The organism is Bradyrhizobium sp. CCBAU 53421, from assembly GCF_015291625.1.
GTDB lineage: Bacteria > Pseudomonadota > Alphaproteobacteria > Rhizobiales > Xanthobacteraceae > Bradyrhizobium.
Map to the genome: position 1 here is coordinate 7145259 of NZ_CP030047.1, position 14352 is coordinate 7159610.

General features: G+C 65.0%; 12 protein-coding genes. 5 read left to right on the forward strand and 7 right to left on the reverse strand.

Annotated elements, in window-relative coordinates; genetic code table 11:
* Positions 1–27: 27 nt before the first annotated feature.
* Positions 28–1215, reverse strand: a complete 1188-nt coding sequence (locus XH92_RS33595) for an extensin family protein (RefSeq protein WP_371817851.1) — start codon at positions 1213–1215, stop codon at positions 28–30.
* A 76-nt stretch (positions 1216–1291) separates the two neighbouring features.
* On the opposite strand from XH92_RS33595, the gene XH92_RS33600 reads away from it, so the two are divergent.
* Together XH92_RS33600 and XH92_RS33605 are read left to right on the forward strand one after the other, a co-directional pair.
* A complete protein-coding gene (locus XH92_RS33600) occupies positions 1292–2920 on the forward strand; it encodes a fatty-acid--CoA ligase (RefSeq protein WP_194455970.1) in 1629 nt (542 codons plus the stop codon).
* Positions 2921–3184: 264 nt separating this feature from the next.
* Positions 3185–4042 (forward strand): DUF1499 domain-containing protein, encoded by an 858-nt coding sequence (locus tag XH92_RS33605; protein WP_194455971.1) that lies wholly within the window; start codon positions 3185–3187, stop codon positions 4040–4042.
* Positions 4043–4154: 112 nt separating this feature from the next.
* On the opposite strand, the gene XH92_RS33610 is transcribed toward XH92_RS33605, so the two are convergent.
* The 4 genes from XH92_RS33610 to XH92_RS33625 form a co-directional block, all read right to left on the reverse strand.
* Entirely contained in the window at positions 4155–5072 is a 918-nt protein-coding gene (locus tag XH92_RS33610) for an MBL fold metallo-hydrolase (protein WP_194455972.1), read from the reverse strand.
* 133 nt (positions 5073–5205) lie between these two features.
* Positions 5206–6420, reverse strand: coding sequence for an acyl-CoA dehydrogenase (locus tag XH92_RS33615; RefSeq protein ID WP_028334515.1), 1215 nt, complete (start codon positions 6418–6420; stop codon positions 5206–5208).
* 128 nt (positions 6421–6548) lie between these two features.
* Entirely contained in the window at positions 6549–7625 is a 1077-nt protein-coding gene (gene ribB, locus XH92_RS33620; RefSeq protein ID WP_194455973.1) for a 3,4-dihydroxy-2-butanone-4-phosphate synthase, read from the reverse strand.
* Between the two features lie 216 nt (positions 7626–7841).
* A complete protein-coding gene (locus tag XH92_RS33625; RefSeq protein WP_194455974.1) occupies positions 7842–9575 on the reverse strand; it encodes a cation:proton antiporter in 1734 nt (577 codons plus the stop codon).
* Between the two features lie 59 nt (positions 9576–9634).
* Between XH92_RS33625 and XH92_RS33630 the strand changes: the two genes are divergently transcribed.
* Together XH92_RS33630 and XH92_RS33635 are read left to right on the forward strand one after the other, a co-directional pair.
* Positions 9635–10177 carry a DUF3124 domain-containing protein gene (locus XH92_RS33630; RefSeq protein WP_371817852.1) on the forward strand — a complete coding sequence of 181 codons (543 nt, stop codon included), beginning with the start codon at positions 9635–9637 and terminating at the stop codon, positions 10175–10177.
* A 60-nt stretch (positions 10178–10237) separates the two neighbouring features.
* A complete protein-coding gene (locus XH92_RS33635; RefSeq protein WP_194455975.1) occupies positions 10238–11476 on the forward strand; it encodes a PLP-dependent aminotransferase family protein in 1239 nt (412 codons plus the stop codon).
* Positions 11477–11594: 118 nt separating this feature from the next.
* Here XH92_RS33635 and XH92_RS33640 read toward each other — a convergent pair whose 3' ends face one another.
* Entirely contained in the window at positions 11595–12875 is a 1281-nt protein-coding gene (locus tag XH92_RS33640) for an amidohydrolase family protein (RefSeq protein ID WP_194455976.1), read from the reverse strand.
* Positions 12876–13107: 232 nt separating this feature from the next.
* Here XH92_RS33640 and XH92_RS33645 point away from each other — a divergent pair, with 232 nt between their 5' ends.
* A complete protein-coding gene (locus XH92_RS33645; RefSeq protein WP_194455977.1) occupies positions 13108–13323 on the forward strand; it encodes a hypothetical protein in 216 nt (71 codons plus the stop codon).
* A gap of 105 nt (positions 13324–13428) precedes the next feature.
* Here XH92_RS33645 and XH92_RS33650 read toward each other — a convergent pair whose 3' ends face one another.
* Positions 13429–14247 carry an aldo/keto reductase gene (locus XH92_RS33650; RefSeq protein WP_194455978.1) on the reverse strand — a complete coding sequence of 273 codons (819 nt, stop codon included), beginning with the start codon at positions 14245–14247 and terminating at the stop codon, positions 13429–13431.
* Positions 14248–14352 lie beyond the last annotated feature (105 nt).

The window sequence follows — 14352 nt, forward strand, 5'->3', positions numbered from 1 at the left end:
TCACGACTGATCACATCGCAATCGCGATCAAAGGCGCCGGCTTTGCCGGCGCTTTTTTGTTGGCTGCGGCTTGGTCTCGTGCGGCCTGGTCTCGGCAGCGCCTTCGGGCGCGGCCGCGTCGTCCGATTTGGCCGCATCCGGCTCATCGGCCTTGCCGTGCTCGGCTTTGGATGAGTCCGGCTTGGCTGCGTCCGATTTTGCGGCAACCTCGCGCGGCGGCGCGTCTTCGGGGCGCTCGGCCGGCAGCAGCGGCGCGACCTGCGGCAGCGGGTCGTACACGTTCCACTGGCAGATCCGGTAACTGTTCCGACGCTCCATCAGATCGAGATGGACATGGTCCTCGTGGTACCAGTCCGAGCCCGGACCGAGTACGGTGGAGAAGCGGGCGCAGACCGAATGCAGCACGGTTTCGCGCAGATCGCGCGGCACGCTGCGGTCGGTCAGCGAGATCGATTTGCCGCTGGCGAGACCGAAGGCGCGCACATCGAGCGCATTGGCGCGGCCGTGTTCGGAGAGCTGCGCGCCGGCGACGCGATTGCGGCCGCGGCACTCGAACGAGTCGAAATTGTCGAGATTGCTGATCCCGCCCCCGAGGCGCTCCGCCAGCGGCGCGATATCGGTGCGGATCCAGTCGGCGACCGCACTCGCCATCTTGCAGCGGAGGATCGCCGCAGGCTTCACCGCGACCTTGCGCTTGTCCGGCAGCACGATGGCCTCGAGGCGCACCAGATCCTCGCCGCCGCAGCCGCCGGCGCCATGGATATCCGGAATGCTCGGCGCGATCGCGATCTCCTCGGTGAGCGCCTGCCGGCAGGCCGACGGCTGCGGTGGGGGCGGCTCCGCGGGCTTGGCTGCTTCAGTTGGCTTGGCCGTCTCGGTGGGCTTCCCAGCCGCGGCGGGCGCGGCCCGAGGCTGCGCCTCGGGCTCAGCGGCCGCAGGCACCTCGGTTGCTGGCGGCGCCTCGGTTGCTGGCGGCGCCTGCGCAGGGCGCGGCTTCGGCAGCGGCACCGCCGAGCGGCGGACCGCCTTGTGCGCCCTATGCGGCCGGGTGCCGAACAAATCGTCCCAGGGAAAGGTGGGCGTCCGGGCGGCCAGCGTGGGGCCCGCTTGCATGCCAAGGCAAAGCAGCGAAGCGACGGTAACCATTGCCGCGCGCCCGCGGCGAAACGCGCCATCAGGCCATTTTCGGCTTGCTTTCTCCGCGCTACAGTTCATGTCAGTTCCATGATTTTACTGCCGGCCGTCCAAGATGCCGGCGGATCATGCGTGAGGATCGAGGAGGGATTTGCGTATGCTTGGCTTGATGCAAGATTGGCCTTTGCTGTGTCACAAGATTATTGAGCACGCCGCCAAATATCACGGCACGCAGGAAGTCGTGACGCGGTCGGTCGAAGGCCCCATTCATCGCACCAACTACGCCGAAATCCATGCCCGCGCACTGAAGGTCTCGCAGAGCCTGGAGCGCGACGGCATCAAGCTCGGCGACCGCATCGCCACCATCGCCTGGAACACCTGGCGCCACCTCGAGGTCTGGTACGGCATCATGGGGATCGGCGCGATCTGCCATACGGTCAATCCGCGCCTGTTTCCGGAACAGATCGCCTGGATCGTCAACCACGCCCAGGACCGCATCGTCATCACCGACCTCACCTTCCTTCCGGTGCTGGAAAAGATCGCAGGCCAGCTGCCGAGCGTCGAGCGCTACGTGGTGCTGACCGACAAGGCGCATATGCCAGAGACCACGCTGAAGAACGTGGTCGCCTATGAGGACTGGATCGCGGCATCCGACGGCAAGTTCGAGTGGAAGACCTTCGACGAGAACACTGCGGCGGCGATGTGCTACACCTCCGGCACGACGGGCGATCCCAAGGGTGTACTGTATTCGCACCGGTCCAACGTGTTGCACGCGCTGATGGCCAACTCGAAGGACGCGCTCGGCACCTCCGCCGCGGACACAATGCTTCCGGTGGTGCCCTTGTTCCATGCCAACAGCTGGGGCATCGCCTTCTCCGCACCGTCGATGGGCACCAAGCTGGTGATGCCGGGCCCGAAGCTCGACGGCGCCTCGGTGTACGAGTTGCTGTCGACCGAGAAGGTCACCCATACCGCGGGTGTCCCGACGGTGTGGCTGATGCTGCTGCAATACATGGCCGCCAACAACGTCAAGCTGCCGGATCTGCAGATGGTGATCTGCGGCGGCTCGGCGATGCCGCGCTCGATGATCCAGGCGTTCCTCGACATGGGCAGCCAGGTGCGCCACGCCTGGGGCATGACCGAGATGAGCCCGCTCGGCACGCTGGCCACGCTGAAGCCGCCGTTCACCGAACGCACCGGCGAGGAGCGGCTCGACATCCTGCAGACCCAGGGCTACCCGCCGTTCGGCGTCGAGATGAAGATCACCGACGATGCCGGCAAGGAGCTGCCGTGGGACGGCAAGACCTTCGGCCGTCTCAAGGTCTCCGGCCCCGCGATCGCCAAGGCCTATTTCCGCGTCGACAGCAACATCCTCGACGATGCCGGCTTCTTCGACACCGGCGACGTCTCGACGATGGACGAGCACGGCTACATGCGGATCACCGACCGCTCCAAGGACGTGATCAAGTCCGGCGGCGAATGGATCTCCTCGATCGATCTCGAGAACCTCGCGGTCGGCCATCCGGCGGTGGCGGAGGCCGCCGTGATCGGCGTCCATCATCCCAAATGGGATGAGCGGCCGCTGCTGATCGTGCAGCTCAAGCAGGGCCAGAGCGCCACGCGCGAGGACATCCTGAAGTTCATGGACGGCAAGATCGCCAAATGGTGGATGCCCGACGACGTCGCCTTCGTCGACGGCATTCCCCACACCGCGACCGGCAAGATCCTGAAGACGGCGCTGCGCGACCAGTTCAAGGACTACTCCTTCCCGACCGCCGCGGCGTAGGGCTCGCCGTTTTGACCCTCTCCCCTTGTGGGAGAGGGTGCGCTCGCGAAGCGAGCGCGGGTGAGGGGTTCTCTCCGCGGATAGGGACCCCTCATCCGTCGCAAACTTCGTTTGCGCCACCTTCTCCCACAAGGGGAGAAGGGAAGAAGAACGTCCGCCCTAACGGGCCCAAATCCCTTGAATTCGCCGCAGGTCCGTGGTCTCACACGATCATTGGCGGCGGCTGAGGTCGCCGGGACATCTCAACCGGCAGATTTTTCGACGATGGCGCGCAGGTTTTCCGCTCCCTACCAGCAGGAGCCCGTGTCCGGTCTCGCCACCTGGTCGCGCAACCTCGCCATCTTCTCCGTTGTCGCTGTGGTGGTCTCGATCCTGATCGTCCGGTTCGGCTTCCTGGAAGTCAAACCGGCGCTGGCGACCTTCTTCGGCGCGCTGGGCCTGGCCGGCCTGTCGATCCTGCTCGGGCTCGCCGCCTTCGCCGCGATCTGGCAGAACGGCACCCGCGGCATGGGCCGGATCCTGCTCGCGTTCCTGATCGACGCCGCGATCCTCGGCTACCCGGCCTACCTGACTTATCAGTACCGCAAGCTGCCGCGGATCTACGACGTCACCACCGACGCGATCGACCCGCCGAAATTCGAGGCGCTGGCGCGGCTGCGCACCGGCGAAGGCACCAACCCGGCCGCCTATGCCGGCCTCTATTCGGCCGAGAAGCAGCGCGCGGCCTACCCCGATATCGAGACCGTCGAACTGGAGACCCCCGTCGACCGTGCCTATGAGATGACGCTGCGACTGGTGAACCGCCGCAAATGGCTCGTGATCGACGCACGCGCGCCGCAGCCGCCGCGCCGCATCGGCCGCATCGAGGCGGTGGCCCGCACACCGATCATGGGTTTCCGCGAGGACGTCTCGATCCGCGTCACTCCCGACGACGAGGATTCGCGCGTCGATATCCGCTCCGCCTCGCGCTATTTCGACACCGATCTCGGCAGCAACGCCGCGCGGGTCAAGAAGCTGATCGAGGACCTCAACGCCGCCGCCGAAAACGACAATTCCAAGCCGGCGAAGAAGGCAGCCCCGGTCGCGCCGAAGGCGCCGCCGGCGAAGTCGGTGAAGAAATAATCCTCCCGTCATTCCGGGGCATCGCGCAGCGATGAACCGGAATCCATTTCACGACAGAACCTGCGGCCCGATGGATTCCGGGTTCTCGCTTCGCGAGCCCCGGAATCACGAACTAAGCCATCCTGTAGGTGCCGCCGATCACGGGGTCGCCATCCGTCGCGACGACGCCGCGCGCGACCAGGTCCTCCAGATGCGCCAGCACCGAATAGCCGGCGGCATTGGCGAGGCGCGGATCGAGCCCGATATAGATCGCCCGCACCATGGTCGGGATGTCGGCCTCGCCCTTGCCGAGGCGATGCAGGATCGACGCCTCGCGCGCGCGGCGATGCCGTGCCAGGAAACGGACGTAGCGCGGGCCTTCCGGAATCTCCGGGCCGTGGCCGGAGAAGTAGAGCTGCTCGGGCCGCTGATCCAGCCGCTCCAGCGAGGCCATGTAGTCGATCATCGAACCGTCGGGCGGCGCCACGATCGAGGTCGACCACCCCATCACATGGTCGCCGACGAAATTGATGCTGCGCTCGGTCCAGGCGAACGCCAGGTGATTGGCGGTGTGGCCGGGCGTGGCGACGGCCTCCAGCGCAAAGCCTGTGCCCTCGATGACGTCGCCGTGCTTGACCTCGATGTCGGGCCGGAAATCGCGGTCGGCGCCGGATTCCGGATTGTGCTTCTCGCTCTCGAAGCGCGGGCGCGAGGCGCGGTGCGGCCCCTCGGCATAGACAGGCGCGCCGGTGGCAGCCTTGATCCGCGGCGTGTTCGGCGAGTGATCACGGTGAGTATGGGTGACCAGGATGTGGGTCACGGTCTCGCCCTTGACCGCATCGAGCAGCGCCCTGGCGTGCGCCTCGTCGTCGGGACCGGGGTCGATGATCGCGACCTTGCCCTCGCCCACGATGTAGCTGACCGTGCCGGTGAAGGTGAACGGGCTCGGATTGTTGCAGAGGACGCGGCGCACGCCGGGCCGGACCTGCTCGACCACGCCGGGCTTCAGCGGAAAATCGCGGTTGAACGGGATGTCGTCGTTGTCGGCCATGGGATCCGATTCCTTGTGAGCCGTCATCCCGAGGTGCGGGCTCTTGCGAGCCTCGAAGGATGTCGGGCACCACCTCGCGTCATCCTTCGAGGCGCGCCAAAGAGGCGCGCACCTCAGGATGACGCCTCCGGGATTACGAGAACGCCTGGATGCCGGTGATGGCGCGGCCGAGGATCAGCGCATGGACGTCGTGCGTGCCCTCATAGGTGTTGACAGTCTCGAGGTTCGCGGCGTGGCGCATCACGTGATACTCGATCTGGATGCCGTTGCCGCCGTGCATGTCGCGCGCCATGCGGGCGATGTCGAGCGACTTGCCGCAATTGTTGCGCTTGACGATCGAGATCATCTCGGGCGCCATCTTGCCCTCGTCCATCAGGCGGCCGACGCGCAACGAGGCCTGCAGGCCGAGCGCGATCTCGGTCTCCATGTCGGCGAGCTTCTTCTGCACCAGCTGGGTGGCGGCGAGCGGCCGGCCAAACTGCTTGCGGTCGAGCGTGTACTGGCGCGCGCGGTGCATGCAGTCCTCGGCAGCGCCCAGAGCGCCCCAGGAGATGCCGTAGCGGGCGCGGTTGAGGCAACCGAACGGGCCCTTGAGGCCGGAGACGTTGGGCAGCAGCGCGCTTTCCGGCACCACGACGTTGTCGAGCACGATCTCGCCGGTGATCGAGGCGCGCAGCGAGAGCTTGCCGCCGACCTTCGGCGCCGACAGGCCCTTCATACCCTTCTCGAGGATGAAGCCGCGGATCTGGTTGTCATGCGCGGCCGACTTGGCCCACACCACGAACACGTCGGCGATCGGCGCATTCGAAATCCACATCTTGGCGCCGTTCAGCTTGTAGCCGTCGGCCACCTTCTCGGCGCGGGTCTTCATGCCGCCGGGATCGGAACCGGCATCCGGCTCGGTCAGGCCGAAGCAGCCGACCCATTCTCCGGTCGCGAGCTTGGGCAGATACTTCTTGCGCTGGTTCTCGTCGCCATAGGCGTAGATCGGATACATCACCAGCGACGACTGCACCGAGTTCATCGAGCGATAGCCGGAATCGACGCGCTCGATCTCGCGCGCCACCAGGCCATAGGCCACATAGCTCGCATTGGCGCAGCCATATTCCTCGGGCAGCGTCACGCCGATCAGGCCGAGCTCGCCCATTTCGTTGAAGATCTCGCGATCGGTCTTCTCTTCCAGATAGGCCTTGGTGACCCGCGGCAACAGCTTGTCCTGGGCATAGGCCCGCGCCGTGTCGCGGATCAGGCGCTCGTCTTCGGTGAGCTGGTCGTCGAGCAGGAATGGATCATCCCACTGGAAGCTGGCGGCAGCCGGCTTGTCCTTGGCCTGGGGGCGCACGCTCATGAAACATCCTTTCGCATCGTCACTCGGAAATTGGCGGATAAATTAAAGCGCTATGCTGCGAAGCGCAATTGAATTGGCGCACCTGTCATTCCCGGCGATGCGTCAGCATCGCGCCCGGAATGGCCGCATCAGCACTCCAGCTTCTCGTTCGACACGATCTCGATGCCGAAACCGGACAGGCCCTTGTAGTCGTGCACCGACGAGGTCAGGTGCCGGATCGAGGTGATGCCGAGATCGCGCAGGATCTGCGCGCCGACGCCGACCTCGCGCCATTGCTTGTTGCGATCGGCCTCCGCCGATTTCTGCTCGCTCACCGGCTGCACCGGAACGCCGGCGGCACCGTCGCGCAGATAGACCAGCACGCCCCGGCCGGCATCCTTGAAGTGCCGCAACACCGCTTCCATCCGCGCCGGACCGGTGAAAAGGTCGGTCACGATGTTGGGCTTGTGCAGCCGGGTCAGCACGTCCCGGCCATCGCCGATGCCGTTGTACACGAAAGCGGCGTGCATGATCTCGTCGAACGGCGAGCGATAGGCATAGCCCTGCAGCGGGCCGATCGGGCTTTCGGTGGTGAAGGTCGCGACCCGCTCGATCAGCTTCTCGCGCGCCTGACGGTAGGCGATCATATCCGCGATCGTGACATGCTTGAGCTTGTGGCGGGCGGCGAATTTCGCGACCTGCTCGCCCTTCATTACGGTTCCATCGTCGTTCATCAGTTCGCTGATGACGCCGACCGGCGGCAGGCCGGAGAGCCGGCACAGATCGACCGCGGCTTCGGTGTGACCGGAGCGCAGCAACACGCCGCCGTCGCGCGCGATCAGCGGGAAGATATGGCCGGGGCGGGCAAAATCGGCGGCGCCGGCATTGGGATTGGCGAGCGCGCGGCAGCAGGAGGCGCGTTCCTCGGCCGAGATACCGGTGCCGCCGTCGGGCTTGTAGTCGATCGAGACGGTGAAGGCCGTGGTGTGGTTGGATTCGTTATGCGCCACCATCGGGTCGAGCCGCAGCCGGCGGGCGTCCTCGGTGGTGATCGGCGCACACACGATGCCGGAGGTGTGGCGGATGATGAAGGCCATCTTTTCCGCCGTGCAGAACGACGCCGCGACGATCAAATCGCCCTCGCCTTCCCGATCATCATCGTCGGTGACGACGACGAGTTCACCCTTCGCAAAGGCTTGCAGCACTTCCTGGATCGTATCGGCCATTGTCCTGACATCTCGCTTTATGCAGGCAGTGGATTAGCCGGGTTCCGATGTCAGCGCCAGTATCATTATGCAACCCGCCATGCGTCCGGCAGGCATCGTCGCCAGGCATACCAGGACGGTGACAGCTCGGTAGCCCGGATGGAGCGAAGCGCAATCCGGGGCACATGCATGGTCCCCGGAATTCGCTGCGCTCCATCCGGGCTACACGGCCGACTTCTACGGCAGCACCTCGCGCCGATCGCTGAGCTGCGCGTCCAGCTCGGCGCGCTTGTCGTCGAGCAGGCCGGCGTCGGCGGCCTCGATCACCGAATAGAGCTCGCCGGCGTCGCTGAGCCGGGTCACCGTGACGTAGTCGGCGCCGGCCGCATAGAGATCATCGACACCGGTCAGGAGGTCGGCGGTGGCAACGACCTTCGCGGTCGGGTTGAGGGCGCGGACGTGGCGCACCAGCTTCTCATTGTCGGCGCCGACCAGGAGGAAATCCGGCACGCTCAGGATGATGATCTCGGCCTTGCCGATGCCGGCATGGACCAGCGTATCGACATTGCTGATGTCGCCATAGATCACGTGCATGCCGCGGTCGGACAGCGTGCGGAACACCAGCGGATTGAAGTCGATGACGCTGATCTGCTCCAGCAGCGACTGGTTCTGCCGCTCGATCTGGCTGATCAGCGCGCTCGCGGCACGGAAAAAGCCGAGGATGACGATGCGCCGGATCTCGCCATGTCCCCCCTCCTGGCCGGCCTCGCCGCCTCCCGCGCCGACATGGTCGAGGTCGCGCAGCCCGATACGCTTCAGGGGGCCGATCAGGCCGCGCACGATCTGGTCGCTGCGCGCCATCGCGAAGGTCGAGAGCACCGCCAGCACCACGAAGGCGAACGAGGCGGCGTTCGCGGTTTCGGTCCCGATGTGGTTGGCGGCAACGCCGGTCTGGATCACCACCAGCGAGAACTCGGAGATCTGCGCCAGGTTGATCGCCGGCAGCAGGCTGGCGCGCAGGCCCTGCTTCAGCAGATACAACGGCGTGAACGTCGTGACCAGACGGCTCGCCACCGTGAAGGCCGCGATCACAAGCGCGAGCCAGATCACCGAGAGCCCCGGGATCGGGATCGTCATGCCGAGCGCGACGAAGAACAGCGTGATGAAGAAATCCCTGAGCGTCGTGACCTTGGCGGTGACGTCGAGCGCATAGGGAAAGGTCGAGATCGAGACGCCGGCGACCAGCGAGCCCATCTCGCGCGACAAATGCAGCCGCTCGGCGATCTCGCCGATCAGGAAGCACCAGGCGAGCGCGCCGAGCAGCACGAGTTCGGGTCGGCGCGCGATCTGGTGGAACAGCCGCGGCAGCACGTAGCGGCTGAGCACCAACGCGGTCGCGACCAGCATAGCGACGCGGGCGATCGACAGCAGCACGACGCTGATCTGCAGATTGTCGAGACTCGGCTGCACCGCCAGGAACAGGATCGCGAAGATGTCCTGCAGCACCAGCACGCCGAGCGTGATGCGGCCAGGCAGCGTATCCAGCTCGCGCTTCTCGTAGAGCACCTTGACGATGATGACGGTCGAGGACAGCGCGCAGGCGACGCAGAGATAGACCGCATCGAACTTGCCGCCGCCGATCGCAAGCCCGATCCCGGCAAAGAACGCCACACCGATCAGGCAGCCGCCGATCAGCTCGCCGGCGCCGGCGAACAGGATGACCTTACCGGCGCGGATGATCTTCTTGAGGTCGATTTCCAGCCCGATCATGAACAGCATGAAGATCAGGCCGAGCTCGGAGATGACGCTGATCGACTCCTGGGACTTGACCCAGCCCATGCCGAATGGACCAATGAAAAAGCCGGCGATAAGGTAGGCCAGTATCAGCGGTTGCCGGGAGAAATGGGCTAGCAGCCCAATGCCCCAGGCAAACAGGATACAGAGCGTGATATCGGGAATCAGTTCATGCATGCGTCAAAGACTTCCTGTTGCCGCAACCTAGAGGGCCGGGCGTGAGGATCAACCGAGCAATGTGTCACATCCGCGCAGGCGGCATTTTTCTGGCAGTCTTGCTCTGCCTGCTCACCGTGCGCATGACGGAGGCGCTAGCACAATCCTCCGGAAGTATTGAACAAAATTTCGCGAACTCGCTGACCGCGGTGCCGTCGGAAGGCCTCACCGCATCCGGTGCATTCTACGTGCCGGTCTATTCCAGCGTGTCGATGAGCCAGGGCAAGCTGAGGGCTGACTTCTCGGTGACGCTCAGCGTGCACAACGCCTCCGAGACGAAGCCGCTGGTGCTGAAGCGGATCGCCTATTTCGACACATCAGGCAAGATGGTGGAGAGCTACCTCAAATCGCCGATCGCGCTAAAACCGTTTGCGACCGTCGAGGTCGCGATCGCCACCACCGATACCCGCGGCGGCACCGGCGCGAATTTCGTGGTCGATTGGGCGGCCGCCGGCGAGATCGCGGAACCGGCGGTCGAGGCATTGATGGTCGGCAGCGTCGGCGCCGGACACTATGCCTTCATCAGCCAGGGCCGCCCGGTCAGGCTGATCGGCAAGAACTGACTTCATGGAAGTCCGCTTCCGGCGGCCTTCTCAATGACAACAACACGGAGCGAAACGTCCATGTCCACCTCAGCCCAGTTCGACTTTGCACCGCTGCTCCCGGCCGGCCTGCCCGCGCCGGCCACGCGCTGGACCGGGCTCGCCAAATACAGCTTCGTCGGCGGCAACAACGATCCCGACCAGGTCCCGGTCGACGGCCTCCTGGAGGCGGTCAATGCCGTGCTGAAGCGCGAGGGCAGGAATCTTGCGACTTACAACCTCGCGCACGGGCCGCAGGGCTATCTGCCGCTGCGCCAGTTCCTCACCGAGAAGCTGAAGCGCGATGCCGGGATTGCCTGCACGCCGGACGAAATCATGATCGTCTCCGGCTCGCTGCAGGCGCTCGACCTCGTCAACCACACCTTGCTCGCCAAGGGCGACACCGTGCTGATCGAGCAGGAGACCTATCAGGGCTCGCTGAACCGGCTGACCCGGCTCGGCGTCAACGCGGTCGGCATTCCCCTCGATGGCGACGGCATCAGGATCGATGCGTTGGCCGCAGCGCTCGCCGACCACAAGCGGCGCGGCATCACGCCGAAATACATCTACACCATCCCGACCGTGCAGAATCCGACCGGCTCGATCCTCCCCGAAAGCCGCCGCGCCGAGATGCTGAAGCTGTCCAAGGAATACGGCGTGCCGATCTTCGAGGACGATTGCTATGCCGATCTGATCTGGAACGGTGAGCGGCCGCCCGCGATCTATGCCATGAGCCAGCATGGCGGCGTGATCCATATCGGCTCGTTCTCGAAGTCGATCGCGCCGGCGCTGCGGGTCGGCTTCATCGTCGCGCCCTGGGAGATCATGTCGCGGATGCTGCCGCTGAAGACCGACGCCGGCTCCGGCGCGCTGGAGCAGATGGTGCTGTCGGAATATTGCGCGCCGCATTTCTCCACCCACGTGCCGCGACTGACCAAAGGCCTGCGCGCCAAGCTCGACACGCTGATGGAGGCGCTGAACGAGCAGTTCGGCACCGCGGCCGAATTCGAGGCGCCGAAGGGCGGCATCTTCCTCTGGGTCAAGCTGCCCGACAATGTCGACACCATGAAGCTCTATCAGGCGGCACTCGCCGCCGGCGTCTCGATCAATCCGGGACCGGAATGGTCGACCAGCAAGGTCCATTCCGGCAGCCGGCTCCGCCTCTGCTTCGCCAGCCCCTCGCACGAGCAGATCCGCGAGGGCGTCGCCGTGCTGGCCGAGGTGTGCCGCAAGGAGTTCGGCGTGCCCGCGCGCAGCAGCAATGTGGAGAAGCGCGGCTAGCTCTCGTTTCGCCGCGAGATGGATTGCTTCGCTCCGCTCGCAATGACGGGATGACCTCTCTCCGTCATTGCGAGGAGCGGAGCGACGAAGCAATCCACGTCTCCGCTAGCTCGAAGTCTCACCGCACCGAAAACGGCGCCTGATAGGGCCGGCCGAACGGCACGCCGTTGACCACGGTCTGCACCGGCTTCAGTTGCAGATTGCCGTCGCGCTTGTTGTTGCGGGTGTCGACGAAGGTGACCGGGCCTTCGATCAGGTCCATGATGGCGACGTCGCCGGGCGCGCCGCGCTGCAGCGTGCCGATCTTCGGCGTCCGGTTGATGATCCGCGCCGGCACCGAGGTCGCCATCGCCACCACCTGATCCAGCGAAGAGCCCATCGCCAGGAACTTGCTCATCACGTTCGGCAGGAACGGGATGCCGGGCGAGTTGCCGGAGAAGACGTGGATGTCGGAGGAGATCGTATCGGGCGTGCAGCCGGCGGGGATCGCGATCTCCGCCACCGTGAAATCGAAGCTGCCGCCGCCATGGCCGACATCGAAGAGCACGCCGCGCTGCTTGGCCGCGAGTGCGGCCGGCAATAGCTTGCCGTCCTGCACGATGTTGGTGAAGGCACCGGACATGTTCGGCGCGCCGGAATAGGCGTGGGTGAGGATATCGCCCGGCCGGAGCAGATCGAGGATGTCGGACATCAACTCCCTGGTCTCGACGCCGCCGATATGCACCATCATCCGCGCCGGCCAGCCGCACATCTCGCAGGCCTGGATGCCGCGCTTCAGCGGCTCGATGCCATGCTTGAAGATGACGTTCTCCGACATCCGCACCTTGACCCCGATCAGGAAGTCCGGGTTCTCGGCGAGCGCCATGGCGCAGGCTTCGACCTGGGCGTTGTCGATGTTGTAGAGCTCGGCCACCGGGAACGCCGACAGGCCGTTGTTGGCGATATGGACGAAGGCGTAGATCCGCGTCCGCGACTGCGCGACGATGAAGCGTCGCAGCGCCGCGAGATTGTTGACGCCGGCGTCGCCGGCCGAGACCACGGTCGTGGTGCCCTGGAATTGCACCAGTTCGTCGGCGGGAATGCCGATCGCCGAGCCGTAGGGATAGACGTGGCAGTGCAGATCGACGAGGCCCGGCATCACGAGCTTGCCGGACGCGTCGATGGTCTTGCTGGCACGCGCGACCGGGATCTCGTCTTCAACAGCCTCGATGGTGCCCCAGCGGATGCCGATGTCGCGCTTGCCGCGCAGCGACTGGCTGGGATCGATCACGTCGCCGTTCTTGATCACGAGGTCGAACTTGTCGTCCGGCCCCATCGCCGCCGCGGCCGGCCCTGCGATGACGGCAACAGCGGCCGATCCCGTAGCCTTCAAGAAATCCCGGCGTGAAAATTCGCTCACGGCAACGTCCCCCCGAACATTGATTTTTATGGTGCGATGATGCGTCGGACGGAGTGGTTAGGCAAGGCCACCGAAAGAAGCGCTGATGCTCACTCATCAGTCGCGCAGCGAACGCACTGCGTGCGTTGCGCTGCGGCAGTTGCTGAACAAGCGTTCAGAAAACTCCTCCGGTTCCTGAGGAACGTTTCGATGCCTGCACTGTTGGCTCCTCGCATCATTTGAGGAGGATGAGATGAAAAAGATTGGTTTTGTTGTTGCGGCGATTGGTGCGCTTGCAATAGCCGTTCCGTCGATCGCGAGCGCCGAGACCGTCGTGATCAAGCGCGGCCATCACCACTGGGATCATGGCTGGGGCGCGCACGCCGAGATGCGCCATGACCGCGGCTGGCATCACGGCTGGCATCACGACCATGACCGCGCAGTGGTCATCAAGCGCGATCGCTACTAAAGACCGGCACACAATAAAGGTCCGACACAACGGAAAATGGCTCCTCGCGGAGCCATTTTCTCGTTCTGCTTCTCGTTCTGCGTCCTCATCAGGTGCTCGCAGGACTCAGTCCCAATCCGGAGCAAAGCCCGGATTGACGCAGCGCATGTCCTTGCGTAGCGCTGCGATCGCCTGGCGGTCGTCATCGTCGAGCCTGACCTTCAGCGCGTCAAGATTGGCCTGTTGGCTTTCGGCACGCGATGCCTTCGGGATCGCCGCCACGCCGTCCTGGTCGAGCAGCCATTTCAGCGCCACCTGCGCCGCGGTCGCGCCATGCTTGTTGCCGATTTTCGCCAGCGTCTCGTCGGTGGCGAAGCGGCCCTGCGCCAGCGGGCAATAGGCCACCAGCGGGATCGATTTGGCGGCGAGATATTTCCGCACCGCCGTCTGGTCCAACATCGCGTGATATTCGATCTGGTTGCAGGCGATCGGCGCCTTGATGTCCTCCACCACGGTCTTGAGCAGCGCGGTGGTGAAATTGGCAACACCGATGGCGCGGGTGCGCCCCTCCTCCTTCAGCTTCATCAGCGTCTCGAAGACGGCAGGCAGTTTCATGCTCCGCGACGGCCAGTGCACCAGATAGAGGTCGACGTGATCGAGCCGCAGCTTCTTCAGGCTGGCGTCGAAGGCCTTGCGGATCGCGTCCGGTGCCAGGTTCTCATGCCAGACCTTGGTGGTCACATGCAGGTCCTCGCGCGCGACCCTGGAGGCCGCGATCGCGGCTCCGATCGCCTCCTCATTGCCGTACATCTCGGCGGTGTCGATGTGGCGGTAACCGAGCCCGAGCGCGCTCTCGACCGCCGCGCGGCAGGCATCGCCCTGCATGCGGAAAGTACCGAGCCCGAGCTGCGGCAGGCTGATGCCCTGTGTCTGCAGATTGTCCATGGATAGCTCCTGACGCGTGGGACGCCGAAGAAATCGACGACGTCACGCCAGCAAATCGGCTGTAGGGAATGAAATTGGCAGAACTGCCAACACGCAGTCTGCCCG

What these genes read in the sequence shown, in the direction of transcription:
- XH92_RS33615 (WP_028334515.1), bottom strand. Translation starts at nt 6,420, where the DNA reads ATGAGCGTGCGCCCCCAGGCCAAGGACAAGCCGGCTGCCGCCAGCTTC.
- XH92_RS33595 (WP_371817851.1), bottom strand. Translation starts at nt 1,215, where the DNA reads ATGAACTGTAGCGCGGAGAAAGCAAGCCGAAAATGGCCTGATGGCGCG.
- XH92_RS33600 (WP_194455970.1), top strand. Translation starts at nt 1,292, where the DNA reads ATGCTTGGCTTGATGCAAGATTGGCCTTTGCTGTGTCACAAGATTATT.
- ribB (WP_194455973.1), bottom strand. Translation starts at nt 7,625, where the DNA reads ATGGCCGATACGATCCAGGAAGTGCTGCAAGCCTTTGCGAAGGGTGAA.
- XH92_RS33605 (WP_194455971.1), top strand. Translation starts at nt 3,185, where the DNA reads ATGGCGCGCAGGTTTTCCGCTCCCTACCAGCAGGAGCCCGTGTCCGGT.
- XH92_RS33630 (WP_371817852.1), top strand. Translation starts at nt 9,635, where the DNA reads ATGTGTCACATCCGCGCAGGCGGCATTTTTCTGGCAGTCTTGCTCTGC.
- XH92_RS33625 (WP_194455974.1), bottom strand. Translation starts at nt 9,575, where the DNA reads ATGCATGAACTGATTCCCGATATCACGCTCTGTATCCTGTTTGCCTGG.
- XH92_RS33610 (WP_194455972.1), bottom strand. Translation starts at nt 5,072, where the DNA reads ATGGCCGACAACGACGACATCCCGTTCAACCGCGATTTTCCGCTGAAG.
- XH92_RS33645 (WP_194455977.1), top strand. Translation starts at nt 13,108, where the DNA reads ATGAAAAAGATTGGTTTTGTTGTTGCGGCGATTGGTGCGCTTGCAATA.
- XH92_RS33635 (WP_194455975.1), top strand. Translation starts at nt 10,238, where the DNA reads ATGTCCACCTCAGCCCAGTTCGACTTTGCACCGCTGCTCCCGGCCGGC.
- XH92_RS33650 (WP_194455978.1), bottom strand. Translation starts at nt 14,247, where the DNA reads ATGGACAATCTGCAGACACAGGGCATCAGCCTGCCGCAGCTCGGGCTC.